At 39.7% G+C, this 26,730-nt stretch carries 24 protein-coding genes; 19 read left to right on the forward strand and 5 right to left on the reverse strand.

Annotated features, from left to right (window positions below; translation table 11 throughout):
• Nucleotides 1-95: 95 nt before the first annotated feature.
• Nucleotides 96-884, reverse strand: a complete 789-nt coding sequence (locus tag B9A52_RS09570; protein ID WP_084120128.1) for a DUF3108 domain-containing protein — start codon at nt 882-884, stop codon at nt 96-98.
• A 180-nt stretch (nt 885-1,064) separates the two neighbouring features.
• Between B9A52_RS09570 and recA the strand changes: the two genes are divergently transcribed.
• The gene (recA, locus tag B9A52_RS09575) at nt 1,065-2,093 is read left to right on the forward strand and encodes a recombinase RecA (RefSeq protein ID WP_084120130.1); all 1,029 of its coding nucleotides are present in this window, start codon (nt 1,065-1,067) and stop codon (nt 2,091-2,093) included.
• Between the two features lie 160 nt (nt 2,094-2,253).
• On the opposite strand, the gene B9A52_RS09580 is transcribed toward recA, so the two are convergent.
• The gene (locus B9A52_RS09580) at nt 2,254-3,495 is read right to left on the reverse strand and encodes an ABC transporter permease (RefSeq protein WP_084120131.1); all 1,242 of its coding nucleotides are present in this window, start codon (nt 3,493-3,495) and stop codon (nt 2,254-2,256) included.
• A 124-nt stretch (nt 3,496-3,619) separates the two neighbouring features.
• Between B9A52_RS09580 and queA the strand changes: the two genes are divergently transcribed.
• From queA to B9A52_RS09605, 5 genes are all read left to right on the forward strand, one after another.
• The gene (queA, locus tag B9A52_RS09585; RefSeq protein ID WP_084120132.1) at nt 3,620-4,669 is read left to right on the forward strand and encodes a tRNA preQ1(34) S-adenosylmethionine ribosyltransferase-isomerase QueA; all 1,050 of its coding nucleotides are present in this window, start codon (nt 3,620-3,622) and stop codon (nt 4,667-4,669) included.
• 107 nt (nt 4,670-4,776) lie between these two features.
• Entirely contained in the window at nt 4,777-5,457 is a 681-nt protein-coding gene (locus B9A52_RS09590; protein ID WP_084120134.1) for a 2-C-methyl-D-erythritol 4-phosphate cytidylyltransferase, read from the forward strand.
• A 130-nt stretch (nt 5,458-5,587) separates the two neighbouring features.
• Nucleotides 5,588-6,385, forward strand: a complete 798-nt coding sequence (locus B9A52_RS09595) for a LiaF transmembrane domain-containing protein (RefSeq protein WP_084123456.1) — start codon at nt 5,588-5,590, stop codon at nt 6,383-6,385.
• Nucleotides 6,386-6,399: 14 nt separating this feature from the next.
• On the forward strand, nt 6,400-7,461 hold the full coding sequence (locus B9A52_RS09600) for a sensor histidine kinase (RefSeq protein WP_084120136.1): 1,062 nt from the start codon (nt 6,400-6,402) through the stop codon (nt 7,459-7,461).
• Entirely contained in the window at nt 7,436-8,170 is a 735-nt protein-coding gene (locus tag B9A52_RS09605; protein WP_084120138.1) for a LytR/AlgR family response regulator transcription factor, read from the forward strand. The genes B9A52_RS09600 and B9A52_RS09605 overlap by 26 nt, the downstream gene beginning before the upstream one ends.
• A gap of 22 nt (nt 8,171-8,192) precedes the next feature.
• On the opposite strand, the gene B9A52_RS09610 is transcribed toward B9A52_RS09605, so the two are convergent.
• Both B9A52_RS09610 and B9A52_RS09615 read right to left on the reverse strand, forming a co-directional pair.
• Complete coding sequence (locus B9A52_RS09610) at nt 8,193-8,414, reverse strand: DUF2795 domain-containing protein (RefSeq protein ID WP_008625540.1); 222 nt, start codon at nt 8,412-8,414, stop codon at nt 8,193-8,195.
• Between the two features lie 76 nt (nt 8,415-8,490).
• Nucleotides 8,491-9,741 (reverse strand): DUF349 domain-containing protein, encoded by a 1,251-nt coding sequence (locus B9A52_RS09615; RefSeq protein ID WP_084120140.1) that lies wholly within the window; start codon nt 9,739-9,741, stop codon nt 8,491-8,493.
• 137 nt (nt 9,742-9,878) lie between these two features.
• Between B9A52_RS09615 and ettA the strand changes: the two genes are divergently transcribed.
• Both ettA and B9A52_RS09625 read left to right on the forward strand, forming a co-directional pair.
• Nucleotides 9,879-11,558 carry an energy-dependent translational throttle protein EttA gene (gene ettA / locus B9A52_RS09620; RefSeq protein ID WP_084120141.1) on the forward strand — a complete coding sequence of 560 codons (1,680 nt, stop codon included), beginning with the start codon at nt 9,879-9,881 and terminating at the stop codon, nt 11,556-11,558.
• Nucleotides 11,559-11,915: 357 nt separating this feature from the next.
• A complete protein-coding gene (locus B9A52_RS09625; protein ID WP_084120143.1) occupies nt 11,916-13,238 on the forward strand; it encodes a pyridoxal phosphate-dependent aminotransferase in 1,323 nt (440 codons plus the stop codon).
• A gap of 315 nt (nt 13,239-13,553) precedes the next feature.
• Here the strand turns inward: B9A52_RS09625 and B9A52_RS09630 are convergent, their stop codons facing one another.
• Nucleotides 13,554-14,567: a zinc dependent phospholipase C family protein gene (locus B9A52_RS09630; RefSeq protein WP_084120145.1), complete on the reverse strand. Its 1,014-nt coding sequence runs from the start codon at nt 14,565-14,567 to the stop codon at nt 13,554-13,556.
• A 206-nt stretch (nt 14,568-14,773) separates the two neighbouring features.
• Between B9A52_RS09630 and rpsT the strand changes: the two genes are divergently transcribed.
• The 11 genes from rpsT (at nt 14,774) to B9A52_RS09685 (ending at nt 26,704) form a co-directional block, all read left to right on the forward strand.
• Entirely contained in the window at nt 14,774-15,028 is a 255-nt protein-coding gene (rpsT, locus tag B9A52_RS09635; protein WP_084120146.1) for a 30S ribosomal protein S20, read from the forward strand.
• A gap of 635 nt (nt 15,029-15,663) precedes the next feature.
• Nucleotides 15,664-16,362 carry a RadC family protein gene (gene radC, locus B9A52_RS09640; protein ID WP_084120147.1) on the forward strand — a complete coding sequence of 233 codons (699 nt, stop codon included), beginning with the start codon at nt 15,664-15,666 and terminating at the stop codon, nt 16,360-16,362.
• A 3-nt stretch (nt 16,363-16,365) separates the two neighbouring features.
• On the forward strand, nt 16,366-16,986 hold the full coding sequence (locus B9A52_RS09645; protein WP_084123457.1) for a DUF1684 domain-containing protein: 621 nt from the start codon (nt 16,366-16,368) through the stop codon (nt 16,984-16,986).
• Nucleotides 16,987-17,616: 630 nt separating this feature from the next.
• Nucleotides 17,617-17,817: a hypothetical protein gene (locus tag B9A52_RS09650; protein WP_084120149.1), complete on the forward strand. Its 201-nt coding sequence runs from the start codon at nt 17,617-17,619 to the stop codon at nt 17,815-17,817.
• Between the two features lie 669 nt (nt 17,818-18,486).
• Nucleotides 18,487-19,569, forward strand: a complete 1,083-nt coding sequence (locus tag B9A52_RS09655) for a hypothetical protein (protein WP_084120150.1) — start codon at nt 18,487-18,489, stop codon at nt 19,567-19,569.
• 16 nt (nt 19,570-19,585) lie between these two features.
• The gene (locus B9A52_RS09660) at nt 19,586-20,335 is read left to right on the forward strand and encodes a hypothetical protein (protein WP_084120152.1); all 750 of its coding nucleotides are present in this window, start codon (nt 19,586-19,588) and stop codon (nt 20,333-20,335) included.
• Between the two features lie 288 nt (nt 20,336-20,623).
• On the forward strand, nt 20,624-23,035 hold the full coding sequence (gene pheT / locus B9A52_RS09665; protein WP_084120153.1) for a phenylalanine--tRNA ligase subunit beta: 2,412 nt from the start codon (nt 20,624-20,626) through the stop codon (nt 23,033-23,035).
• A 2-nt stretch (nt 23,036-23,037) separates the two neighbouring features.
• Nucleotides 23,038-23,322: a hypothetical protein gene (locus B9A52_RS09670; RefSeq protein ID WP_084120154.1), complete on the forward strand. Its 285-nt coding sequence runs from the start codon at nt 23,038-23,040 to the stop codon at nt 23,320-23,322.
• 1 nt (nt 23,323) lies between these two features.
• The gene (locus B9A52_RS09675) at nt 23,324-23,608 is read left to right on the forward strand and encodes a cell division protein ZapA (protein WP_084120156.1); all 285 of its coding nucleotides are present in this window, start codon (nt 23,324-23,326) and stop codon (nt 23,606-23,608) included.
• Nucleotides 23,609-23,674: 66 nt separating this feature from the next.
• Nucleotides 23,675-25,240 (forward strand): ribonuclease Y, encoded by a 1,566-nt coding sequence (gene rny, locus B9A52_RS09680; protein ID WP_084120157.1) that lies wholly within the window; start codon nt 23,675-23,677, stop codon nt 25,238-25,240.
• A 693-nt stretch (nt 25,241-25,933) separates the two neighbouring features.
• Nucleotides 25,934-26,704, forward strand: a complete 771-nt coding sequence (locus tag B9A52_RS09685; RefSeq protein WP_084120158.1) for a zinc-dependent peptidase — start codon at nt 25,934-25,936, stop codon at nt 26,702-26,704.
• Nucleotides 26,705-26,730 lie beyond the last annotated feature (26 nt).

Below are 26,730 nucleotides of genomic sequence, written 5' to 3' on the forward strand. Positions count from 1 at the left end.
ATATAAATCAGATTTTATAAATTGGAGTGTATCAAATACAACATTAAGTTATTATTTACTCCTCCATTGTTAAGAAATCTTTACCGGATCATAAATTAATCATTACGTAAACCTTTAGCTTCCATAATTTCCATATCTAAAGAACCAACCATTAATTTGGCTTTTATTCTAATAGGAATTTTATTTCTGTCATCAGTAATCCAGACAGTGACCGGTTGTTCCCCTCGGAAAATTTTATTTTTTGGCATAACGGGAGAAAAAATAAAGGTATCAAATGATCCCAATCTGGTTTTTATCAATTCTTTTCCCCCGTATATTAATTTTAGGTTATATATTTCTTTATCAAAGAAACCTGTTAAAGTAATTTGGTCTCCTTTTTTGAGTCCACTTAAATTCATTGTCCTTAAATAATAAAAACCGCTGACAATATCCTGTACGTTTTCAGGAACTTTATACTCTTTGGTTTCGACCAGGTTTATATTTTCCCTATCGTATAGTTTAACTTTTGCATTCTTTTTATTGTGATTGAAAAACACCTTCTCATGCTTTCTGTACTTACCCTCCTCTATATGCCTATATGATTGATGTGGGATGATTTTGGTTGTATCCAAATAACTGCCCCAGTTGTCATTGACTTTGAAAAGTTTAAATATTCCCAATGTCTGCCCGTAGACATCAATTTTGTAGGATGGTTGGCTGTCTACAGTATAAATTGTAGGATTTACCACCATCTTTGCTTCTGCTGCATCAAAAAAGCCGAAGCTCACCTTGAAGAGTAATTCTTCACCTTTTTGAAATGCTTTGTTTTTTTGAGAAAAAGCATCAGTAATCCCAAGGATTAAAAAAAATGTGACAACTACTGACTTATTTAGATGATTTTTCATTAAATTAAGTTTTCTACTGAAAGCTTTTCATTTCTTATTCCAATATTAGCGACTTATTGAAGAATTTTGATTTTTGGTACCAAAATGTAAATACGTAATCCTTTTTGGAAGTGTTGGGTGTCCAATTATCAATCATTAATTTCACAATCTCAAATAAAAGAATTTTTAACACAAAAATATATGAACTCAAATACAGAAAAACTGAAAGCCCTGCAACTTACCATAGACAAATTAGAAAAGACCTATGGTAAAGGTACTGTTATGAAACTAAGTGACAATACCGTTCAGGATATACCTGCAATTTCAACCGGTTCCTTGGGATTGGATATGGCATTGGGTATTGGAGGCATACCTAGGGGCAGGGTAATTGAAATCTACGGGCCGGAATCTTCCGGAAAAACCACACTTACCATGCATTGCATTGCAGAAGCTCAAAAGGCAGGTGGATTGGCGGCTTTTATTGATGCAGAACATGCCTTTGATAAAAAATATGCCGAAAATCTCGGAATAGATATTGAAAACCTGCTGATTTCACAACCTGACAACGGAGAACAGGCATTGGAAATTGCGGAGCATCTTATCCGTTCAGGCGCCATAGATATTATCGTTATTGATTCTGTGGCTGCATTGGTACCCAAGGGGGAACTTGAAGGGGAAATGGGAGACAGTAAGATGGGACTTCAGGCAAGATTGATGTCCCAAGCTTTGAGGAAATTAACCGGCGCGATCAATAAAACCGGTTGTTCATGTATTTTCATCAATCAGTTGAGAGACAAGATAGGTGTGATGTTTGGAAGTCCAGAAACAACCACAGGAGGAAATGCATTGAAATTTTATGCCTCGGTCCGTCTGGATATCCGTAGGATAGGTCAGATCAAAGAAGGTGCTGACAATGTGCTGGGTAACCGGACCAAAGTGAAAGTAGTGAAAAATAAAGTTGCTCCGCCTTTTAAGGTAGTGGAATTTGACATTATGTATGGTCAGGGAATCTCCAAAGTAGGTGAAATAATTGATCTGGGTGTTGAATTCGATATCATCAAAAAAGCAGGGTCATGGTTTTCTTATGAAGGTAACAAACTGGGGCAGGGCAGAGATACCGTTAAGGCATTATTATTGGATAATCCAGAATTGATGGACGAACTTGAAGTTAAAATCAAAGAAAAAGCAGGTTTGAAAACAAACCCAAAAAGTAAAAACGAAGCGGAGTGAACATGATTAACAGCTATTGATTATCATTAACAAAAAACCCGGTCATCCGACCGGGTTTTTTTGTTTTGATCTATTGCTTTAAAATTCAGATTCTTTCAAAAAACAATAGTTATATATTGGTTTTATCCAAGCATTATTGAATTCTATTAATATGCCGGATTTATGCTCTGATAGCTTCCACGGGGTCAAGCCTTGCCGCTAAGGTTGCCGGTACTATACCTGAAACTATTCCGATAGCCGAAGAAATACCAAGTCCCAATACAATGTTTTTGAAAGACAGAATCAGCTCCAAAGAACCCAATTGAATAAAGGTGAGGGAAAAAACAATCAATATACCTGCGACTCCACCAATCAAACTCAGAAAGACTGCTTCAAACAAAAATTGGAACAAAATGAAGTAATTTTTAGCTCCCAATGATTTTTGAATGCCGATGATATTGGTTCTCTCTTTGACTGAAACAAACATGATATTGGCAATTCCAAAGCCACCAACCAAAATTGAAAATCCTCCGATTACCCATCCTGCAGCGCTGATGACATCGAAAATCGATCCAATGGTGTTCATGATAAATTCAGATTTGTTCAGGGCAAAATTCTCTTCTTCGGTCGGTTTTAGTCCCCGCTTTGCCCGCAATGCACCGATCAATTCGTTTTCAACGGCAACCATGCCTATGTCATCATCTCTCCCTTTTATGGCAATATCCGGCTCAATCCCGTTTTTTCCCACATAGTAAAGCTTTGTGAAGCTTCCATATGGAATCATAGCAGCCATATCTTTTGAGGCAATTTCAAAAAGGCCTTCACCTTCTTCTTCAAATATGCCAATTATGGTAAATTTCGCCCCTTTGATTTTCATTTCTTTTCCCAGTACATTTCCACTGGGGAACAGCGTATTTGCTATTTTGGTACCGATAATGGCGACATTTCTGGATGAATTGATTTCCATTTCCGTGAAAAAACGACCCGATTGCAGGGGCAAATCATAAACGTCTTGGTAAGTATAAGTGACCCCAGTCAGGTTAGTTCCCTTATAGGAATTACTTCCGGCCTGAACAATGGTATTGGCAGAAGCCGAAAAAGAAACTGCTTCTGCATTCCGCAGTTTATCTTTCAAAAATAAATATTCGGAATACGTATTGTAGGGTCTCCTGAAATATTTCCACCAAGGATAATCAGGGCCACCTACAAATTGAAATCTGTTGACGGTAATTACGTTGCTGCCCAAAAAGGTAAAGCTTGATTTGATGTTTTTTTCCAATGAATCAACCAGTGTAAATACTGCAATTATTGAAAATATCCCTACAGTAACCCCAAGAAGGGATAAGATTGTCCTGGTAAGGTTGGATTTGAGAGCCTGCATTGCAAACCTGAGACTCTCCCATACTAATTTTAGAAAGACCACGCCTAAATTGTTTGGATTAAAACTATTTGGCAATATAAGTAGATTTCGGGATTTTTATTTTTAACTTTGCGGTTTTTAAATATAAATTGAATATCAAAATAATAGTATATCCTACTCATACCATATGAAGTTATCAGACTTTAAATTCGACGTCCCCAAAAAATTAATTTCTTTATACCCCGCAGCCAACAGAGACGAATCCCGTCTTATGGTGATTCATAGAAAGACAGGTCAGATTGAGCATCGTCTTTTCAAGGAAATCATAGAGTATTTCGGTGAAGGTGATGTTTTTGTAATGAACAACACCAAGGTTTTCCCAGCAAGATTATATGGTAATAAAGAAAAAACCGGTGCTAAAATTGAAGTTTTTTTATTAAGAGAATTGAATCAGGAATTGAGGCTTTGGGATGTGTTGGTTGACCCTGCAAGAAAAATCCGGGTAGGAAATAAGCTTTATTTCGGAGATAGTGATCTGGTAGCTGAGGTCATTGACAACACAACTTCCAGAGGAAGAACGATCAGATTTTTATTTGATGGTACTGACGAGGAATTTTACAAAACCATTGATACGCTTGGAGAGACCCCGATATTGAAAGAATTTATTGACAGGAAAGTGGAGGCGGAAGATAGAGAAAGATATCAAACTATTTTTGCAAAGCATGTTGGTGCTGTCGCTGCGCCTACAGCAGGATTGCACTTCACACCTCATTTGCTGAAAAGATTGGAATTAAAGGGAGTTGAGATTTCACCCATTACACTTCATGTAGGATTGGGAACGTTCAGACAGGTAGATGTTGAAGATTTGACCAAACATAAAATGGACTCAGAGAATTATGATATTCCTGAAGCCACAGTAGAATTGGTGAATAAGGCTTTGGATAACAAGAAAAGGGTAGTATCAGTTGGAACCACGACTTTAAAAACCATTGAATCCTCAGTGACTGCCAATGGAAGACTAAAAGCAAGTAGTGGTTGGACTGATAAGTTTATCATTCCACCATATGAATTCAAGATAGCAAATTCGCTTATCACCAATTTTCACCTTCCGGAATCCACATTATTGATGACGGCTTCTGCATTTGGAGGATACGATCTTATCATGAAAGCCTATCAGGAGGCGATCAAGGAAAAATATCGGTTTTTCTCCTATGGAGATGCGATGTTGATACTCTAAAATACTCAAAAGGCTCGAAAGAGCCTTTTTTTATTCTTCATATTTTTTTCATCTTGAGGGAAAATTGAGTAAGAAATTTTAGCCTTATTTTGCCAATACATTAATTCATGAAAAGATACGCTATTATTGTTGCAGGTGGCAGTGGAACAAGGATGGGGTCGGCCATACCCAAGCAATACCTCGAAATTGGAGGAATGCCCATATTGATGCATACTTTGTCCGTATTTAACTTTTTAGATACAGAAATAGACTTGATTTTGGTTATTCCTGAATCTGATTTTACTTTTTGGGAGAATTTGTGTTCTCAGTTTGACTTCAAAGTTCCCCATAAATTGGTAAAGGGCGGAAATAGCAGGTTTCAATCAGTAAAAAACGGTTTGGATTCCATTGGGGATATTAAGGGGACAGTGGCTATCCATGATGGGGTAAGACCTTTTGTAAACCCCAAGGTCATTGAGGAAAGTTTTTTGAAAGCGGAGGAATTCGGCTCTGCAATAGCGGTGGTGGACTTAAAGGATTCTATCAGGAAGCTGACAGAAGATGGCAAGTCATTTTTTCAGGACAGACAATATTTCCGGCTGGTCCAGACTCCCCAGACTTTTTTGCTTGACAAAATCAAAAAAGCCTACGAAGTCCCCGAATTGAAACATTTCACAGATGATGCCACTGTTTTTGAACATCAGGGTTGGCAGGTGTTTTTAATCCCGGGGAATCCGGGAAATTTAAAGATAACCTCACCTGAAGACTTGGAATACGCTTCTTTTCTGATTCAGAAAAAAAACAAGTGATTTTTTCACCGAATTAATCCCGGCATTCACCGAGTTTTTGTGGGGGATTGCCTATTTACCGTTATTTATTTTTTCCATATGGTTTAGTTTTGTCAGCATCAATTCATTCAAAAATCTAAATCACAAAACAATGGCAAAAGATAATTTCTCCAAAAGTAACAGCGACATAACAGCAGGCATAGTCATATTGATCATAGGTGCAGTTCTGTTATTAAAAGCTCTCGGATTTTGGTTTCCGGTGTGGCTTATTTCATGGCCGATGATTTTAATTACCATCGGGATAGTAATATTGGTCAAGAACAACTTCCAATCAGGCTTTGGTGTGTTCATGATTCTATTCGGAGGGTTTTGGCTGATCCAGAGAAACTTCGGGTTTCCATTTGAACTCAAGCCATACCTCATTCCCGGAGGATTGATCCTCTTAGGATTATACCTGATCGCTAAAAGGAGTTCAGACAAAAACCGTTTCAATGAAGAATATTTCAAATCCTTGGCGCCGAAAGTAAATCCAAAAAGTCCGGAAGATTCTCCAACCGGGGATGAAAATACCGATACTTTCAAAAAACCAAACTATGCTTTTAACGACAGCAGTGACTTGGTCAATGCCCAGGCTTTATTTACAGGAATCGAAAGGAGAATCTTATCAAAGAATTTCAGGGGAGGAAAAACATCGGCCATCTTTGGGGGCACTGAAATTGACCTTACACAGGCAGATTTGGCAGAAGGAGCGGTATTGAATGTGGAAGTGGCTTTTGGAGGAGTGAAATTAATCGTCCCATCTCATTGGGAACTACAGATCAATGTATCCAACATTTTTGCAGGGATAGAGGATAAGAGGTCCTACAGTAAGATTCCACCCGATCCAAGCAAAGTGTTAAAAATTTATGGATCAATAGTTTTTGGTGGTCTGGAAATCAAGTCGTTCTAAAATAAAAACCAATAATGATCAAAAAACTGATTTCAGTTCAAAAATTCGGTTGGTTTAAGGCCATGGTAGGTATCTTGATTTGGATAGCTACCATGGCTTATTTGATTCATCATTATGGATTCGAATGGAAGCCTGCCATATTGGATGTAGGGCTGCATACCTTTTTATTGTTGTTGGGTTTTGGTTTGTTGGAAAATATATTCAGGTTTTACCTTCCTCAAAAATCCCAATTCTGGCTAGTATTTATCTTACCGCTAATTCTGGCCATCAGTTCAGTTTTTATCGGGGAGTTTACACTTCAATATTTTCTTAGCAAGGAACCTGCCTACTTGGAATTTATTGAATTAATCTCGCCCTTGAAGGCAGTCATTCTGGGAATTTTGTTTTTTTCATGGTCTGTTTTATTGGTGTTCAGCGCCCAGATAGAAGATCAGCTAAAGACCAAAGAAAGACAGGAGAAGATCCAGGATATGGCCAAAGAGGCGGAACTATACCACCTTAGACAGCAACTTCAGCCCCATTTTCTATTCAATAGTCTCAATTCCATCAATGCCCTAATAAAAAGCCAACCTGATAAAGCCCGGGAAATGATCCTGAATTTAGCAGAGTTTTTAAGAGGGACCATTAAAAAGGACGAACAGAAATGGATCAGTATCTTGGAAGAGAAAGATTACCTCCAACTTTTCCTTGAAATCGAAAAAGTCAGGTTTGGACATCGGTTAAAGGTGGAAATTGAGTTTGATGATCAAGCCGGTGACATGAAAATCCCCCAATTATTGGTACAGCCATTGCTGGAAAATGCTATCAAACATGGATTGTATGGCATGACAGGTGATGTTTACATTGATATCAAATTCATTAAAGAAGGACAGTATCTGAAAACTGTCATTTCAAATCCATTTGATCCCGATTCAACTCCGACAAAAGGGACTGGCTTTGGCCTGGAGGTAGTAAAAAGAAGATTGTTTTTGATTTTTGGAAGGAATGATCTGATCCAAACCAACCAATCTCATGATATATTTACTGTAAATCTTAAAATACCGCAGCTTTATGATGAAAGTACTGATCATAGATGACGAACCTTTAGCTACCGAATTGGTGAAAGAATATCTGTTGGATTTTCCTCAATTTGAAATTATCGGAATCTGTCACAATGGGTTTGAAGGACTTAAGGCTATTCAAGAAAAGGAACCTGATTTGATATTTCTGGATGTTCAGATGCCCAAGCTCAATGGATTTGAATTATTGGAATTGTTAGAAAAGCCTCCGGTTGTGATATTTACCACTGCGTATGATGAATATGCCATGAAAGCATTTGATGCCCATGCGCTGGATTATCTGCTTAAGCCTTTTTCAAAGTCCCGATTCAAAATGGCGGTTCAGAAGTTTCTACAGTTTGGGCAATCAACTGCGGAAAATGAGTTTGCAAAAAGTGTTGATACGATCAGCTCGGATACATTCAATAGGGTAGTAATGAAAATAAAAAATGAAATAAAAATCATTCCGGTCAATGAAATCAAATACCTGGAAGCCAATGATGATTATGTGAATTTGTACACTGCTGAGGGAAAATTTTTGAAAAACAAAACGATGTCTTTTTTTGAAAAAACCTTAGAGACCAACCAATTTGTCAGGGTACACAGATCCTATATTGTAAAAATCAGTGAAATACACAAACTTGAGCCTTATGACAAGGATGGGTATGTAATCATATTAAGAGGTGGGGAAAAAATACCCGTTAGCAAAACAGGATTCCCAAAATTGAAATCTGTTTTAGGCATTTAAAAAAAAGCCCAATCCAGGGCTTTTAATATTCGTCTTCGTTGAAGAAGAAGTCGTCTTTTGTAGGGTAGTCAGGCCAGATTTCCTCAATATTTTCGTAAGGCTCGCCGTCATCCTCTAATTCTTGGAGGTTTTCTACAACTTCCAAAGGCGCACCTGAACGTATTGCATAATCTATCAATTCGTCTTTGGTAGCGGGCCATGGCGCATCCTCTAAATATGATGCCAGTTCTAATGTCCAATACATAGTTTCAGATTTAATTTTGTTTACCGCCTTAACGGCTTGCAAAAATAGAAATTGTTTTAATTTTTCAATTACTATGCTAATATTTATTTGAAAGTTCTTTTAGGATATGTGTTTTTACATCCACCTTTCTTTTGAATGCTCCTATTTTTTTTCTCATCATGATTTCAAAATCCGGCTCGGTGGATTTAAAATTCTCAGCATTGTCCTTTACTGTAGCCAATTCATTTTCATCTCTGTAGATCAAATCTTTGAGAATAGAAGATTTGATCCTTTTCTGTTCGATGATATCTTTATCTTGAAAATCAGCATATTTTGAATTGGCCAATCTTTCGAGAAATAACTTCTCAAAAACCACTTCTGAAAAGAACATAAAAGAGCGATTGATTAAATTAGCTTCTTTCGGTTTTCTCTGTGGCAATTTTTTCCATTCGGCTTGGAGTCTTTTGGCAGACGAAATGACATCGGGATTTGTTTCAACTTTTGCCAATTTTTTCATTTCCTCCGTCATTGTTTCCATTTTCTTCAGAAGTTCCCAAGGTTTCATTTGAGGACCTGTTTCCATTGTCCGTCTAAACCTACTGAAGATTCTGTTGTTTAATTTTGAAAACTCATCCCATAATGGCTGTCGTTTTTCTGCAGGGACTTTTCCTGCTGCTTTCCATTCTTTTTGGATTCTCTTTGAAATTTCGAATGCTTTTTTTGCATCAGGGTTATCAAATGCTTGCCTGGCCTCTATGACTAGCTTTTCATAAATTTTAATATTTTGCTCCGCCTGAATTGCCAAGCCTTCAAAAAACTGTTTTCTATTCTCAAAAAATGTATCAACGGCAGTGTTAAACGTTGTTTCAACTTCTTCTTCAAATTCCTTATCCACAGGTCCTGTTTTGATCCACTTCATTTTAAGGTTTTTAAATTCCTCTGCGGTGGTTTTCCAATCCGTATCATTCTTTAGGGCTTCTGCTTCTTGAATCAACCCTCTTTTGATCTCCAGATTGCGTTCTCTGTTTTTTTGGATTATATCTTCCAATAAAACCTGTATTTTTCCAAGGTCCTCAATCAAGGGTACAAAATCCCCCAAAGCATCATATTCCAATAAAGAATCTTTGAGGTGAATCAATTTCATCAGGAAGGAACCCTTATTTTGATTTTCTTCAATATCTTTTTTTAACGCTTCAATTTTTTGTTCAAGCGTTGCGAATCTGTCCTCAAAATATTTGATGGTGGATGATTCGTCTTCTTTTACTTCTCCAATCACCCTGTCAGGCTGATTCAAAAATCCCTTTAGATAAACCTTGTTATCTTTAATGTACCCGTATGGATGCTCCATTTCGATTTAATAGGTTGGTGTGTGGTAGTCCCCTTTACTTTTTTGCAAATTAATTAATTCAAAAGCATTTATCCTAAGAAAGACCTTTTTTTGCCATCTTTGTCCTAAATCCAATAAAATTCATCAAAACAAACGCTATGAGTGCTGAAAAAATTATATTTTCTATGGCAGGGGTGTCCAAAATCTACCCTCCGCAGAAGAAAGTTCTGAAAGATATTTATCTCTCGTTTTTTTATGGAGCCAAAATCGGTGTTCTTGGTCTCAATGGATCCGGAAAAAGTTCGCTCCTAAAGATCATTGCCGGAATGGATAAAGAGTTTTTGGGTGAAGTGGTATGGTCACCGGGATATACTGTTGGCATGTTGGAACAAGAGCCTAAATTGGACCCAACCAAAACAGTAAAAGAGATCGTGGAAGAAGCAGTTTCCGAAACGGTTGCCCTTTTGAAAGAATTTGAAGAAATCAACGAGAAATTCATGGATCCCGCATTAATGGATGATCCGGATGCCATGGATAAGTTGATCACCAAACAAGGAGAGGTTCAGGAAAAACTCGATGCAGCCAATGCCTGGGAATTGGATCTGATGCTCGAAAAAGCCATGGATGCACTCCGATTGCCGCCAAGTGAAGCCAATGTAGGGAATCTTTCAGGCGGTGAAAAAAGAAGGGTGGCCTTATGTAGATTACTGCTTCAGGAACCGGATGTTTTGCTTTTGGATGAACCTACCAACCACTTGGATGCGGAATCTGTACTTTGGTTGGAGCAGCACCTTCAACAATACAAAGGGACTGTAATAGCAGTCACGCACGACCGTTATTTCTTGGATAATGTAGCCGGTTGGATACTCGAGTTGGATAGAGGAGAGGGAATTCCCTGGAAAGGCAACTATTCCTCTTGGTTGGACCAAAAGCAGAATAGGCTGAAACAGGAAGAAAAAACCGAGTCCAAGCGTCAGAAAACTTTGGAGCGTGAATTGGAATGGATCCGCATGACCCCCAAAGCCCGTCAGGCTAAAGGAAAGGCAAGATTGAGCGCTTACGATAAACTGATCAGTGAAGAAGGGAAGGAGAAAGAAGCCAAACTGGAATTATATATTCCACCTGGGCCAAGACTTGGCGCCAAAGTGATTGAAGTCAATGGGGTTTCCAAAGCTTATGGAGATAAATTATTATTTGAAAATCTTTCTTTCAGTCTTCCCCAAGGTGGGATTGTAGGGATTATAGGACCAAACGGTGCGGGAAAATCGACCCTGTTCAAATTGATTACAGGAAGGGAAAAACCCGATGCCGGGAATTTTGAAGTAGGGGAGACGGTAAAGCTTGCTTATGTGGATCAAGAACATGATAATCTGGATCCAAATAAAACAGTCTATGAATCCATTTCCGGTGGAAATGAGATCATGAAGTTGGGCAACAAGGAAATGAATTCCCGCGCCTATGTGGGGAAATTCAATTTTACAGGCTCGGATCAGGAAAAGAAAGTAGGCATACTTTCCGGTGGAGAAAGAAACCGTGTCCATTTGGCTATGACCCTGAAAGAAGGCGGTAATTTGCTGTTATTGGATGAACCAACCAATGATTTGGATGTGAACACGCTGAGAGCATTGGAGGAAGCATTGGAGAATTTTGGGGGATGTGCCGTCATAATTTCCCACGACAGATGGTTCCTGGACAGGATCTGTACCCATATCCTGGCATTTGAGGGAGATTCCCAAGTGTATTGGTTTGAAGGAAACTTTTCTGACTATGAGGAGAATAAGAAGAAGAGATTGGGAGATGTGACGCCGAAGAGGATTAAGTATAAGAAGCTGAAGTAAAGGCTGAGGGAGGAAGGATGAAGGATGAAGGGGGTGACAAGTTAGAAATAGGCTTGTTGAGACAAGAGAGAAAAAGGTAGCATGGTTCAAGTTTTAGGCAAGTGGTTCAAGTCTTTGACTTGGACCATTTTTGTTTGCAGTCTTCAGACTGCAGTGAATTTGACAGTGTTCAAGCCTGCCTGCTGCAGGCAGGTCTTAAGACTATTTGTGGTGGAAGTCTGAAGACTTCACTGGTATTGGTCCAAGACTAAGTCTTGAACCAGTGCATTTTAATCCAAACACTATCTTTTTTAAGGAATCCACAATCATTCGCTCCCTTTTTTGTTTATTTGTTCCCAATTTCCAAATACCAGCATGATGAGGACATTGTTATTAAGACCCGGCGCCGAGGAGTTGAATTATGAGATCAGAGGGATCGTCAAAAAAGCACGACAGATAGAATCCCTTGGCTATGAAATCACCTGGGAAAATATCGGGGATCCTATCCAAAAACATAATGAGGTACCAGTGTGGATGAAGGAGATTGTCTCCGAATTGGTAAGTCAGGACAAATCTTATGGCTATGCCGATTCGAAAGGAGTATTGGAAACCAGAAAGTTTTTGGCAGATATCAATAACAAAAAGCAGGGGAGTCAGATCACTCCTGAAGATATTTTGTTTTTTAATGGGCTTGGAGATGCCATTGCCAAATTGTACCAGTTTTTGATTCCCACAGCAAGGATTATCGGACCTTCACCTGCATACAGTACCCACAGTTCGGCTGAAGCAGCACATGCCAATACTGCCCCGATCACCTATAAGTTGGATCCGGACAATGAATGGCTTCCGGATATGTATGACCTGTACAACAAGGTGAAATATAACCCTTCAATCGTAGGAATTTTGATCATCAATCCTGACAATCCCACAGGAATGGTTTATCCCAAAGAGGTTTTGGAGGCTTTTGTGCATATCGCAAGGGAATTCAAGCTGCTTTTGATAGCTGATGAAATCTATCAGAACATCACTTATAATGGGGTCAAGGCGGTTTCATTGGCAGAAGTCATCGGAGATTTGCCTGCGATTTCTTTGAAGGGAATTTCCAAGGAATTTCCTTGGCCAGGTTCAAGATGTGGTTGGATGGAATTTTACAACAGGAATGCTTCCAAAGAATTTGCCAAGCTTTGCCAGACTTTGGAGAATGCCAAAATGATAGAAGTGTGTTCCACTATTCTGCCCCAATTGTCCATCCCGAAAATCATGAGTCATCCCGAATACCAAAACTACAGGGAAACCCAGAATGAAAAAATAGGGAGAAGAAGCCGAATCATGGAAGAAATCCTGGGCGATATTCCCGGCATCAAATTCAATCCAACTAAAGGAGCATTTTACAATACGGTGGTTTTTGATGAAAAATTCCTGGATGCAGAACAGTATCTTCCCATAGAAGACCCTAAAGTCAAAGCTTTATTGACAGGCTGGCTTCAGGAGAACGAAATGCCTTTGGATAAAAGATTTGTATATTATCTGCTGGCCTCTGCCCATATCTGCGTGGTGCCCATCTCATCCTTCTGTTCTGACTTAAGAGGTTTTAGGGTTACCTTGTTGGAAGAAAATGAGGACGTTTTCAGAGAGACTTTTTTGAAATTGGGACAAGCTATCCGGTTCTATTTGAATTCGACAAAGAAGGAATTGGTTTGATGATTTTGATAGGACGCTGATAACGCAGATTGGGCTGGTTATCGCTGATTTTTTTATCTGTGGGTATCTGCTAAACTAGCGTCATCCGTGTTCCATTTGATGATTTTGGTAGAACGCTGATAACGCTGATTGGGCTGATTGTCGCTGATTTTTTTATCTGCGGAGATCTGCTAAATCAGCGTCATCAGCGTTCCATTTAATGGTTGGCCTATAATTAAACCATATTTCAATTTATTTCACAAAGTATATTTCAACCATATTTCCAACCATCCCGCTCCAACAATATCAACCAATATCCCAAAATATCCACCAATATCAATTAATCCTCCACATCGCCCTCATAAAAGACTTCCTCAAGTCTTCTGGTTTTTCCCGGGAAGAGATGCCTTCATGTTCCCTTACATTCAATGGTTTGCTGTTATCCATTTTTTCCTCAGGGATTTCCACGGGATTTTTCAATAGGGAATTCAAATCCGGTTGGCCTGCATCAATCCATGCGGTGTACCAAAAATCTGCTATCATTTTTACCGACCTGCGCATCTGCCTTTCCACTTGTCCCGAAAGCATATCATTGTAAGCTATGGTAAATGATCTTGAGTAAACCCTAGTGCTGATTCCTCCCCTTTCCTCATAGCTGTATTTTTTGTCATCATCAAATCTTTCGGTCAATACTTTTTCAAAGTTCAAAACTGAATCCAAAGCCATGTGTGCCACAATCACTGCATCCCAAGCTGTAAGTTGGGGTTTTTCCAGATAAGTGGCTTTTCCCACAAAAAAATCAAAATCATCCGAAAGCAACTCAGGAACCCTGCTTTCCCAAAAAGCATGAATTCCATATTGGCCTGTGAGTTGTCCATTGTAATTTTTGGTAGTATGAAGCGGCACATTGATATCAGCAATATAATGGCCGAGGTCGGCAGCCAAGCGAAGAATGGCTTTGGCATCTTTTCTTTTGAAGGCTTCTGTCAATTGGATTTTGGTATGATAGGCATTCCAAGGTCCGATGCCGTGCCTTCTCAGTTCCTCTTCTGTAAATATTTCCAAAGCCTGATTCCAGTATCTTGGCAATTTGAAAACTGCACTGTCCCCATAAGCATCTGCATCCAGGAAGTGTTTTTCCGCTTCTCCTATCACAGCATACCTTCTTCTGTCAGGATTGACGGCATTCTCTGTGATAAACTCAATATTGGCCTTGAAAAAGCCTATCATTTCAATTGGTAGGGTATATACTGCCAGTCTATTGATCTTTCTGTGTGCAAAAAATCCCCAAGCGACCAGGTCGGCGCCCGATAAAAAAAGGAACAGGGTAAAGGCTAAAAATTTCCGCATTCCTGAATTTATGAAAATTAAATCTTTTTGAAAAACTAAATTCTATTACCTTTGCCAACCTAAGGCGGCAAATAACAATTTTCGATAGATTTCGGAGCTTTACCAGGTTTAGTTCAGAAATCCTTTTGTGTTTAAATATTTATCTATTACATTTGCACTCCATTTAGGATTGGGGCGAACAAAAGAAATTAAGTAAAATAAAGGATATGGCAAATCACAAATCAGCACTAAAAAGAATCCGTGCAAACGAAGCCAAGCGTTTGAGAAACAGATATCAGCACAAGACAACAAGAACCTTCATCAAAAGGTTGAAATCTTCTACTGACAAAGCTGAAGCGCAAGAGCTTTTGAAAACAGTTACATCTATGATTGATAAACTTGCCAAAAAGAACATCATTCATAAAAACAACGCAGCAAACAAAAAGTCAAAATTGACTAGGTTTGTCAACGCAATTGCCTAAAAAAGAAATTAAACGTTTAATTAGCCCCGTTCTATGGTTCGGGGCTTTTTTTGTTTTGGGGCATTCCTTATTTTTATCTTTGTCGATTTCAAATGTGGTTTCTTGCAAATAACCCTGAATTCTTTTACAAACGGGTCGGAAGACCGAAGACGGAAGACCGAAGACTGAAGACTCAATTATCGGGTATTCTGAGGGAAGAATAAAGATTTATGGAGGATTTGATAACCCTGAAAGGGTTGAACTTTGAATAGCCCCGTGTGAAACGCGGGGAACTGAAGAGATTAAATCTGGAACATCAACCCTGAATGGGTTGAACAGTTCAGGTGATTTTTAAGTAATGTGTCAAGTAATTTCAGGACGAGACAATTGTTTATTTAAATAACTCACCGAGAATTGTACGGAATTACCAAATTAATGACAACATCGTGGTTATGCAGTAGTCAATATCGGTATATCGGCAACGATACCATTAAAGAGGAAAATCTACCAGGACCAAGGCCGGACCATGGTTTGCTGCTTACTTCCGTCTTCGGTCTTCGGTCTTCCGCCTAACTGAATTAGAATGTTAGGTTACTTGCAAAGAAGCGTTGAACCATATATCCAGACTAATATTTCACTTTTCACCAAATTCTTTTATGGAAGACTATTCATCAATCAAGATTTCCCAATTGGCAGAAGAGGATCGGCCTCGGGAGAAACTCCTGCTCAAAGGTAAATCCGTTTTGTCGGATGCGGAACTGATTGCCATACTGATAGGTTCAGGGACCAAATACCTGAGCGCGGTGGATTTGGCCAGGTATATCCTCTCGAAAGTCAATAATGATCTGGGAGAGCTGGCAAAAATGAGCATTAACGACCTGAAAAAATTCAAAGGCATAGGGGAAGCTAAGGCCATCAGTATCGTAGCCGGACTGGAGTTGGGCAGAAGAAGGAAACTGATCACCGAACTGGTCAAAAGACCAAGGATCATCTCCTCAGGGGATGTGTTCCATCTGATGAGGTCTGAATTGATAGATGAACCGATTGAGCATTTTTATATTTTGTTGCTGAACCGAGCCAACTATGTCCTCAAAAAAATACTGATCAGCAAAGGCGGGACTACCGGAACTGTTGCGGATCCCAAAATCATTTTCAAACATGCCCTGGACTGCTTGGCATGCTCAATTGTGTTGGTGCACAATCATCCATCCGGAAACCTTAAACCTTCCGACCATGACAAGCACCTGACCAAAAAACTTGTAGATGCGGGTAAATGTATGGAAGTCCATGTGATAGATCATGTGATTATCACCGATGTTGCCTATTTTAGCTTCGCAGATGAAGGAATATTATAAATGATGAATACAAGAAATATTTTGATTATTGGAGTACTTGCCGTAATCACCCTTGCGGTAGTTTATACACTTACTGGAACAGACGATCCGGAAGTTTATATAGAAAAGATCGAAAAGGAGCGGGAAAGACAGTATAAGTTTATCCGGTTCAATATCGAATCACCCTTGTCCGAGTTGCAGAAGAGGGATTTCAAAGAGCTTGATTTTTATACGGTTGACCCTGCATACAAAGTTAGGGCTAAAATGATTCCTGTGGAAGACCGAAAGATGATGGAACTTCCCATGACCGATGGCACGGTCGAGAAATACCTCAAGCATTCCTTCGCGGAATTTGAACTGGAAGGGCAAACGCATCGGCTATTGTTGCTTCAGTCCATCAAGGAATTGGATAAACGAAATTTCTTCCTGGCTTTTGCAGATGGGACAAGCGGCGAGGAGACCTACGGCGGAGGCCGCTATATCAACCTCAGACAGGATGGTAAAAACAGCATCACCATAGACTTCAATATGGCCTATAATCCCTATTGCGCCTACAACCCTGATTTTGCCTGTCCTTTGCCGCCAAAGGAGAATGTGATGGAGATAGCGATAAGGGCAGGGGAAAAGGATTATAAGAAGGACTAGTCGACCTTTGGGGTTTTCAAAACCCTGAAGGTCTTTCTTTGGAAAAAGAGCCAAGAATCAAGACTGGATGTTACCTACATTTAAGCTTCCACAATTTAGGAAGGTTTAGAAACCCAAAAGACTTCACCTTGTCATGTCGACGGCAGGAGACATCTAATTACTTAGGGGAACAATAAAATCAAGAACAAAGACTGGACGATACCTACATTGAAGCTTTCACAATTTTGGAAGGTATAGAAACCCTAAAGACTTCACCTTGTCATGTCGATCCCGACAACTGTACGGGAAGACATCTATTGCAGAGGGGAAACAAAAGAATCAAGAGCCAAGAATCAATACTGGCTTTTTGTCGAATTCCGGGATAGGTTGGAATGATTAGTAATGTCGAGTGAGTGATTGAATCTGGAAACAACCGAATCAAGAACTCTTTAATTATAACCGTTATGAATGGGTCATATTTTAAATTAATGGTATATATCCGGGATAAAAAGTATTATTCTTGATAACCAATCACTTAATGTTTTATCAATAAAAATTTAATATTAAAAAATTAGGACTTTTTTTTTTGATTACTTTTCAAACGCTTTTAAAAGTTAGTTTTTATTTATTCACTCTTAACTCAATTATTTTATGAAAAGGATTCCTTATGGCATGTATTATGACCTGACAGATTCGGGAGAACCCCTTTCCACTCTCGTTATTGATAATGTCAACGCATATACTCCTGGTATGATCTTTACCAGCCTTTGGTCAGATGTGGTCACGGTCAATCAGTTCAGAAATGATTTGTTATTAAGAAATGGAAATGTCCAGTCTGGAGAAGGATTATAAGAGGGACTAGACCTTTGTGGTTTTCAAAACACTGAAGGTCTTTTAGGTAAAAGAACCAAGAACCAAAGGGCATAAATTGAACATGTACTTGCTATGGCGAAAAGGATGGCGTGACCATTGATTGGGTCCATGCGGAATTGGAGAACTTACCTTTAGTCTAATTAGTCCATATGTTTTTTTCTTTCAAATCACTTTTAATTGAGGAGGATCCTAGAATCACGAAATTAGAAAATTAAATTTTTATAACTTTTTAAACAATATATATTGAAATATAAATTTTTATATAGAAAAAATACCCTAAACAGGGTATTTTTTTATTCAAATTAACCTATTAAGTTTGGGTATAACTAATTGTCTAAACATACTTTCCTGATAATAACTTTTAGAAAATATTAGGATCGAATAAGTGGAAAATACTTCTTGTAATAAATGGTGAAATTTTCCAAAAGCTATTTGATGGATGATCTTAAAACGGAAGGGATTACAAGGTGATGAATTAGATGGGATTTAATTCAAATTTTGCTTAATAAACTAGTCTTGTAATTGATTAGTTGCTGGACTTATTCTTAGTTGATTTCCCCATTCTATTTGATGCATATTATTTCAAAATAAGTAAGGAGTTAGCCGAAAATCCTTAAACAGAGTAGGTAAAACATAAAACAAATAAAGATGAAAAGTGGAATCACAAATCTGGGTTATGTACTCGGAATTTTCTCTTCTATTATGATGTTAGGATGTCATGATGAGCTGAAGGGGGAATTTCCCCATCAATCTGAACAAGAAGTTATGAGGATTGAGGGAGGGACTCTGAAATTTGCCAGTATCCTAGACTATGAAAGTTTTTTTGATGACCCGGAGGTATTTGACATTCCTGACTTCCAAAGTTTAGCGAAAATTTTTTCAAAGCGCCAAACAATAAACACTGTTTACGGTCGTCTATCTGATGTAGGAAAGGAGTTTCTTGAAGACTTTGAGGATGCCACAATTCTTCAATTGTTGGATAAAGACGGCATGATAGTCATTGGGGAATATTTGATTTATTTGGATTTTGAACTTAGGGTAGCTGCCGTAACAAAGGACCATAGTCTTAGACAGCATTTGATAGACAGGAATCAGGAAAACCCAGCAATTAGGATTTTTGACTTTGAGGAAGACCTGCTTAGGGAATTGGAGCCTGAACCCATGATATCAATTGAAGATAAGACAGGTGAGGAAAGTTCTTATAGCCAAAGAATACAATCCTGCCCAGGTTCCTTTCCACCTGGATCCGGTTATGTTACTCCACTTGTGCCTGTCTTGAGGGCCGATTGTGGTAACCCCGACCGTAAATGTGACTATACAACATCGCCTCCTTATCAGGAAGGAGACTTTCAATATAGAGCGATCGCAACACATGTTTACCAGGCGGCGGCCATATATTTCAGATTGAAGTCTGAATTGGTCCATCAAAAAAGGAATACCGCAGGCACAAATATTTGGGGAAGCGAGGGTGATCCCAACATGACCATCACCTACTGGGGTAATTTTAAGCCTAATAATAAGCCAGTCGTTTCTTTGAGTAGTTGTTATGCCAGTTGCCAGGGATGTAGTCCCCCGCCTACCAACACAGAAAAAATACAAAAAATCCATTGGGAAGCAAGTAGGAGACTTACACAAATCAATTTATACGGAATATATGAAGGTCATTTAGGGGGAAGTCACGCTCAAAGTGGACAACCTTATTACTTTCAGTTACAGCCAGTTATTAGATAATTAATTCCAATAGATTATGAAAAAGTTCATTTTATTATTCACATTGGTCATTTTAGCGAATCCGCTTTTGGCTCAAAACAGGTTCGCAGTAGGCTATCAGGGGGGCATATCCAAGTTAGTTCCCGAAACGGTCACGGTTCCCAACCAATTGCAATCATTTGAAGCTAGGGGTGCAGGGGGTGTACACATGCTTTTGTATGGCAGGTACTTTCTTAATCACAGTCTAAGCTTTAGACTGGGGGGGGGGATCAATAGCATGATGGCCTCCAATAGAATGGAGAACCAGAACAATTACAACAGCTCATTTAGTGGCGTCAAGGGTCAGGCCATGGCGAGCATTGATTATGACATACCTTTTGGCGAAAGCAAGTACGGTGTGATCGCTTCACTTGGTTTGAACATTTCTAATAATCCCTCCTCCTTGAAAAACCAAGAAATCATCAGTGACGAAGGAGTAGTTTACTCGGGACTTACGATACGACAGGATGACGGTTCGTTGGAGGAAAGGGTTATCTTGCTTCACGAGATGGAAACATATGGTTCAGGGGGTGACTTTGTATACCATATACGTCCAGAACTGGCCGTTTATAGATTGATGGGGAAACACAGAATATTTGCCTCTGTGATCTATGGCCATGCATTGGGAAAGGATTTTTATGTAGTTGATTACAGAGACATCTCGTTTATGGGTGATCACTATTCAGCTAGGCACCGATTTAGCGGGTCTTTTACTGCCATTCAATTCGGGTATGAATTCAAGTTTTAGCATAAGGAATCCTCACAAATGAGATCTGTTTAAGTCTTAGAGAACCGGTGGTCGTGTTGGTCACCGGTTTTTTTAGATAGCTAAACTTCTTGAAGGCTCAGAAAAGATGAAATATTGAGCGCATTATTTGTCGGGTCCTTGGTTTTCTAAAACCCAGAAGTTTTTATAGATTAAAAGTTAAGACATATTTCATTTTTTACCATTGGGTTTCACATTTTTCAGACATCCACTACTTACCTAAGGCAATTCTCTTAAATTTGTGCCTTATTGCGTATTAGCTGTGTTTTTATGAAAATTTCTATAAATAGATTAAAAGATTTTATTGCCTTAAACCAATCACCCGAAGAAATTGCTGACTTGTTGACCGATTCCGGTCTGGAGGTGGAGGGGATTGAGTTGTTTGAATCCATCAAAGGAGGCCTCGAGGGTGTTGTCATTGGGGAAGTCATCACCTGTGACCGCCATCCCAATGCCGATAAACTCAGCATTACAACTGTCGATATTGGGGAAGGCGTGGTACCCATCGTCTGCGGTGCACCTAATGTAGCCAAAGGACAAAAAGTGGTGGTTGCCAAGGAAGGGGCTACACTTTTTCCTGTTTCGGGTGAATCCTTTGAGATCAAAAAAGCAAAAATCCGTGGGGAAGTTTCCCAAGGTATGATCTGCGCTGAAGATGAAATCGGGATCGGTGCAAGCCATGCCGGAATAATGGTGTTGGATACCGATCTGCCAAATGGAACTCCTGCTACTGAGTATTTCAAGGTAGTCCGGGACCATGTGCTGGAAATCGGGCTTACTCCAAACCGAGCCGATGCTGCTTCCCATCTCGGAGTTGCAAGGGACCTGAAAGCCTTGCTCAAAAAAGAGATTTGTATCCCTTCAGTGGATAATTTCAAGGTTGACAACACCAACAGAATTATCCCTGTAGAAGTGGCAAGTACTGAGGATTGTCCCCGATATGCAGGCCTGACCATTTCCAATATCAAGATAGGCCCATCCCCGGATTGGCTTCAGAATTATCTGAAAGCCCTTGATTTAGATCCGATCAACAATATTGTCGATATCACCAACTTTATCCTCCATGACCTGGGACAGCCCCTACATGCCTTTGATGCAGACAAAATCAACGGCGGGAAAATCATTGTCAAAAAAGTTCCCAAGGATACTCCTTTTGTCACATTGGATGAGAAGGAAAGAAAACTTTCCGGCGATGAACTGATGATCTGTGATGAAAAGGGAGGTTTGTGTATTGCAGGTATTTTTGGTGGAAAAGGTTCGGGAGTGTCCGACAATACCACTTCCATCTTTTTGGAAAGTGCCTGTTTTTCTCCGGATGTCATCCGAAAAGGGGCACAGTTTCACGGATTGAAAACAGATGCTTCCTTCCGCTTTGAAAGAGGAACAGATCCCAATATGCCTGTTTATGCACTGAAAAGGGCTGCCATGTTGATCAAAGAATTGGCGGGTGGTGAAATCTCCTCTGAGGTAATTGATGTGTATCCTGCCCCTGTGGAGGACTTGGTCATTGAGGTGAGTTATGCCAATATTCATAGACTGATCGGAAAAGAGATTTCAAAAGAAGAAATAAAAGAGACCCTTGAAAATCTGGACATTCTCTATATCGGAGAAACCGAAAAGAACATCACAGTTTCGGTAAAACCCTACCGGGTAGAAGTTACCCGTGAAGCGGATGTGATAGAGGAAATCCTTAGAATCCATGGTTTTGATAATGTCCCATTATCCGAAAACCTGAATTCTGATTATCTGGCAGAACATCCTGTCAAAGACCTCAACAAACTCCAATACAGATTGAGTGAGGTACTTTCAGGATTGGGGTATTTTGAGATTATCACCAATTCCCTGACCAAGCCCGTTTATGCGGAGAAATCAGGGTTCCTGAATCCGGCCAACAATGTGGAAATCCTCAACAAACTCAGTGAGGATTTGGGAGTGATGAGGCAGTCATTGTTGTTTTCAGGATTGGAGGTTTTGGCACATAATATCAACCGCAGACAGAAAGACCTGAAATTATTTGAATTCGGCACCGTATATTTCAAGGAAGAAGAGCGTTATAGGGAAGAAAAAAGACTGGCCTTGTTCCTGACGGGAGACAAAGCTGCTGAAAGTTGGTTGGAACCTTCCAAAGCAGTGGCTTTTCCGGATATGTATTCAACAGTGGAAATGATCCTCGAAAAATTGGGGATTGACAATGTGGAGGTAGAAATCATCCATGCAGCCCCGTTTGATTATGCATTGCTCTTGAAGTTGGGTACAAAAGAATTGGGGACCATCGGGGTGGTTCAGGAGCATATCGGGAAGTTGGCAGAGGTAAAACAGGAAGTGTTGTATGCAGACCTGAATTGGGATTTGTTGGCAAAAAAATCCAAAGGTTTGAAAAAGTACTCAGAAATTTCCAAATTTCCGGAGGTAAGAAGGGACCTGTCCTTGGTGATAGATAAAAAAATCACCTTTGATCAGATCAAAAAAACAGCTGTCAGGGCAGGCGGGAAATTGTTGCAAAGAATCGGAGTCTTTGATGTATATCAGGGAGAAAAGATTGATGCAGACAAAAAGGCCTATGCTTTGAGCTTTTTCCTACAGGATACCGAGAATACTTTGACAGATAAAATAATTGACAAAACCATGTCCCGGCTTATTCAAAGTTTTGAGAATGAAGTAGGTGCATTTATCAGAAAATAAAAATGATTCACGAAGAACTCCAACAAACCGAAAAACTTGCCATACAGGTTGGCCGCAAACTGCAGCAGCTGGAACAGGAAAATCAATCCCTGAAAGAAGACCTGTTTTCATTGAGAACCAAACTCGAAGACAAAGAGCGTTCGTTGGAGGATTTTAAAAATCAAATTAAAATAGCTAAACTTGTAAACAGCATACCGGTGGAAGATATGGAGTCTGCCGAATTGAGAGAAAAAATCAATAATTATATAAAGGAAATCGATAATATAATTGCCTATTTGTCTGAATAATATGGAAACACTTTCTATCAGGTTGAAAATCGGAGATCGGGAATACCCCATGAAGGTGAAGGCAGAAGATGAAGCCAAAATCAGACATGCAGGAAAATTAATTAATGATAAAATCAAAAGGTACAGAGAAGAATTTGGTTTGGATGACCGTCAGGACTTGTTGGCTATGGTAGCCTTCGACAGTATGGTCGAATCCATGGAACAAAATACGATCAATACTGAAGACAGTGAATTGATAAAGTCCAGCGTCATACGGATCAATGAACAATTGAGTTCCCTTTTATAATTTTCATTCCCCTCTCTTTCGGAGATTTTTCTTTTGCAGGTAGGTTTTAAATATATCAATAAACCTATGGGAGAATCACTATACATTATTATCGCAGGCATTGTAGGCCTGGGATTGGGCGCTGTCTTGGCGGGCCTTTTTATCAAAAACAATAACAAAAAGCTCGAAGCAGAAGCCAAGGAAAAAGCAAAAAGCATCATCCGTGAAGCGGAGATAACAGCAGAGGCCACCAAAAAAGACAGGATTCTGGAGGCAAAGGAAAAGTACCTGAGACTTAAGTCTGAGTTTGAAGAGGAGATGAACAAAAAGAAAAACATCATCCTTACCAACGAAAACAAAATCAAACAGCGGGAGCAGGTCATGTCCAAGGAATTGGAACAGATCAAAAGAAAAGAAGCTGAACTCGATAGCAAGAAAGAAAACCTCAGTGCGCAGATGCATGCCGTTCAGGTCAAAAAAGAGGAACTGGACCGGGTAACCAATCAGCGTATAGCTGACCTCGAAAAAATAGCAGGACTTACCAGAGAAGAAGCTAAAGAACAATTGGTAGAAATGCTCAAGGATGAAGCCACCACCAAAGCTTCCTCACAGATCAAGGATATCCTGGACAATGCCAAACTTACCGCCACCAAGCAGGCCAAGAAAATAGTCTTGGATACGATCCAAAGGACCGCAACAGAACATGCGATTGAGAACTGTGTTTCGGTTTTCAACATTGAGAGTGATGATGTAAAAGGAAAAATCATCGGTAGGGAAGGTAGGAATATCCGTGCTTTGGAAGCGGCTACCGGGGTTGAGATTGTAGTGGACGATACACCTGAGGCAATCATTATTTCCGGCTTTGATCCGGTAAGGAGAGAAGTGGCGAGATTGTCTTTGCACAGATTGGTGCAGGATGGCAGGATTCACCCTGCAAGGATTGAAGAGGTGGTAGCCAAGACTGAAAAGAATATAGAGGAGGAAATTGTGGAGATAGGTGAAAGGACCTGTATTGAATTGGGAGTACATGGGCTGCATCCTGAACTGATCCGGATGATCGGGAGGATGAGGTTCCGTTCTTCTTACGGACAAAATCTCCTTCAACACTCCAAAGAAGTAGCCAAATTGTGTGCTACCATGGCCGCTGAAATGGGCCTGAATGCCAAGTTGGCCAAGCGTGCAGGATTGCTGCATGATATCGGAAAAGTCTGGCCGGAAGAAGCTGAACTTCCCCATGCGATCCTTGGTATGGAGCTTGCCAAAAAATACAAGGAGAATCCTGAAGTATGTAATGCCATAGGTGCCCACCATGATGAAATAGAGATGACTTCGATGATCTCACCGATTGTTCAGGCCTCAGATGCCATATCCGGATCAAGACCTGGGGCAAGAAGGGAAATCATGGACAGCTATATCAAGCGTCTGAAAGAGTTGGAAGAACTCGCTTTGGCCTTTGATGGTGTCAACAAATGCTTCGCCATGCAGGCAGGAAGAGAATTACGAGTATTGGTGGATGCCGAGAACGTGGATGATGCCACTGCAAGTAAACTTTCCTTTGACATCTCTCAAAAGATTGAAAAAGAAATGCAGTATCCCGGTCAGATTAAGATCACGGTGATCAGGGAGATGCGGGCGGTGAATTATGCGAAGTAGGTTGGAAGTTTGAAGTGGGGAGTTGTTTTTAGCTGAAATCTGTCCGATGACCGATGACGGATGTTAGGTAAGTTAAAACCTTAAGGTTCGTCGTTTTGAAGGAGCTTATTTAGACATTGAAACTGAAAATTGACTGTAGTGCGAAGTGAAATCTCTTAGTTAAGAGGCAGAAGTTTAAAGAAGGGTTTCCTAGGTTTTAGGAGACCCTTCTTTTATTAGGATGATTGCTGGCGCAATTTCGTTTTTGTTAAGGCAGCCATTTTGGGATAATATTCCAAGGCAGGCTTTATGCGCAGTGAAGGAACTTACTGATGTGAGTGGAGACATTCACTTTGGCGATCGGATGACAGATTTCCTCATTTTTCAAAAAGCCCTTTTGGGCTAATATTGCAAATAGGCTTTTGTGAAGTGAAGAAGTTTTGTAATGTGAGTGAAGACACTCACATTGGCGAGCAAAATAAACCAACATTATTACCGATGGATTGTGTAACGTACTTCTGTGTGTGATAATACTCGGATGGGCCAAAAAGTGCCGTAGGCATGACCGAAATAATAGTGCGGCAATTTATTGCCGGGATCAAGGAGTTCCTGTCCCAACAGAAGTACCTTAGGTACGAACGATTTAGTAAATTCTAAGAAAAAGGATGATGTAGGTTTAAAGGATTTCTGAAATTAGAATCGTAATTTCATCCCATGCGTAGAAAGGGATTGATTTTAACCTTATTTGATGGCCTGATTACTTTGGGGCAGGAGTTGTTATTTTTTCTGAGAATCAAATCACTCCATAATGCCGATATTCTATTTTTGGATGAACATTTCCTCTATTACCATAAGCTTAACCCAAAACATCAAAAAGAATTCAGACAAAGATTAGCCAAATTTTTAGCACAAAAAAGAATGATTCCCCGTGGTGGAATGAAACAGGTGACGCGTGAGATGCAGTTGCTGATTGGGGCCACAGCCGTGATGGTGACTTTTGGATTCAGGGGAGTTTCGCTCAAGCATTTCAAAAAAATCCTGATCTATCCTGACAATTACTTTTCTACCATCAATCAGCAATACCATAAAGGGGAAGTCAATCCCAAACTAGGGGTAATTGTATTGTCTTGGCGAAGTTTTGCAGAGGGCTTTCTTTATCCAAGTGATGGGGTCAATTTAGGCATCCATGAAATGGCCCATGCCCTCAAACTGGAAAATCAGATCCATTATAATAGGGAGAGTAATTTTTTCAATCCTGCTCGTTGGGAGACTTATTCTAAGCTTGCTTCCCTTGAAATCCGCAACATCCAATCAGGTGAAGCATCCATATTCAGATCTTCTGCCGGTAAAAACAGCCATGAGTTTTTTGCAGTTGCTTTGGAAACATTCTTTGAAAAATCAGCCGAGTTAAAGGAGTATCATCCGGAACTTTATCAGGCACTTGTATTTTTGTTGAAGCAGGATCCTTTGGTTTTGGGGTCTTAATAAGTTAAAAATAACATTTTTTGATC

This window comes from Aquiflexum balticum DSM 16537, from assembly GCF_900176595.1.
Classification (GTDB): domain Bacteria; phylum Bacteroidota; class Bacteroidia; order Cytophagales; family Cyclobacteriaceae; genus Aquiflexum; species Aquiflexum balticum.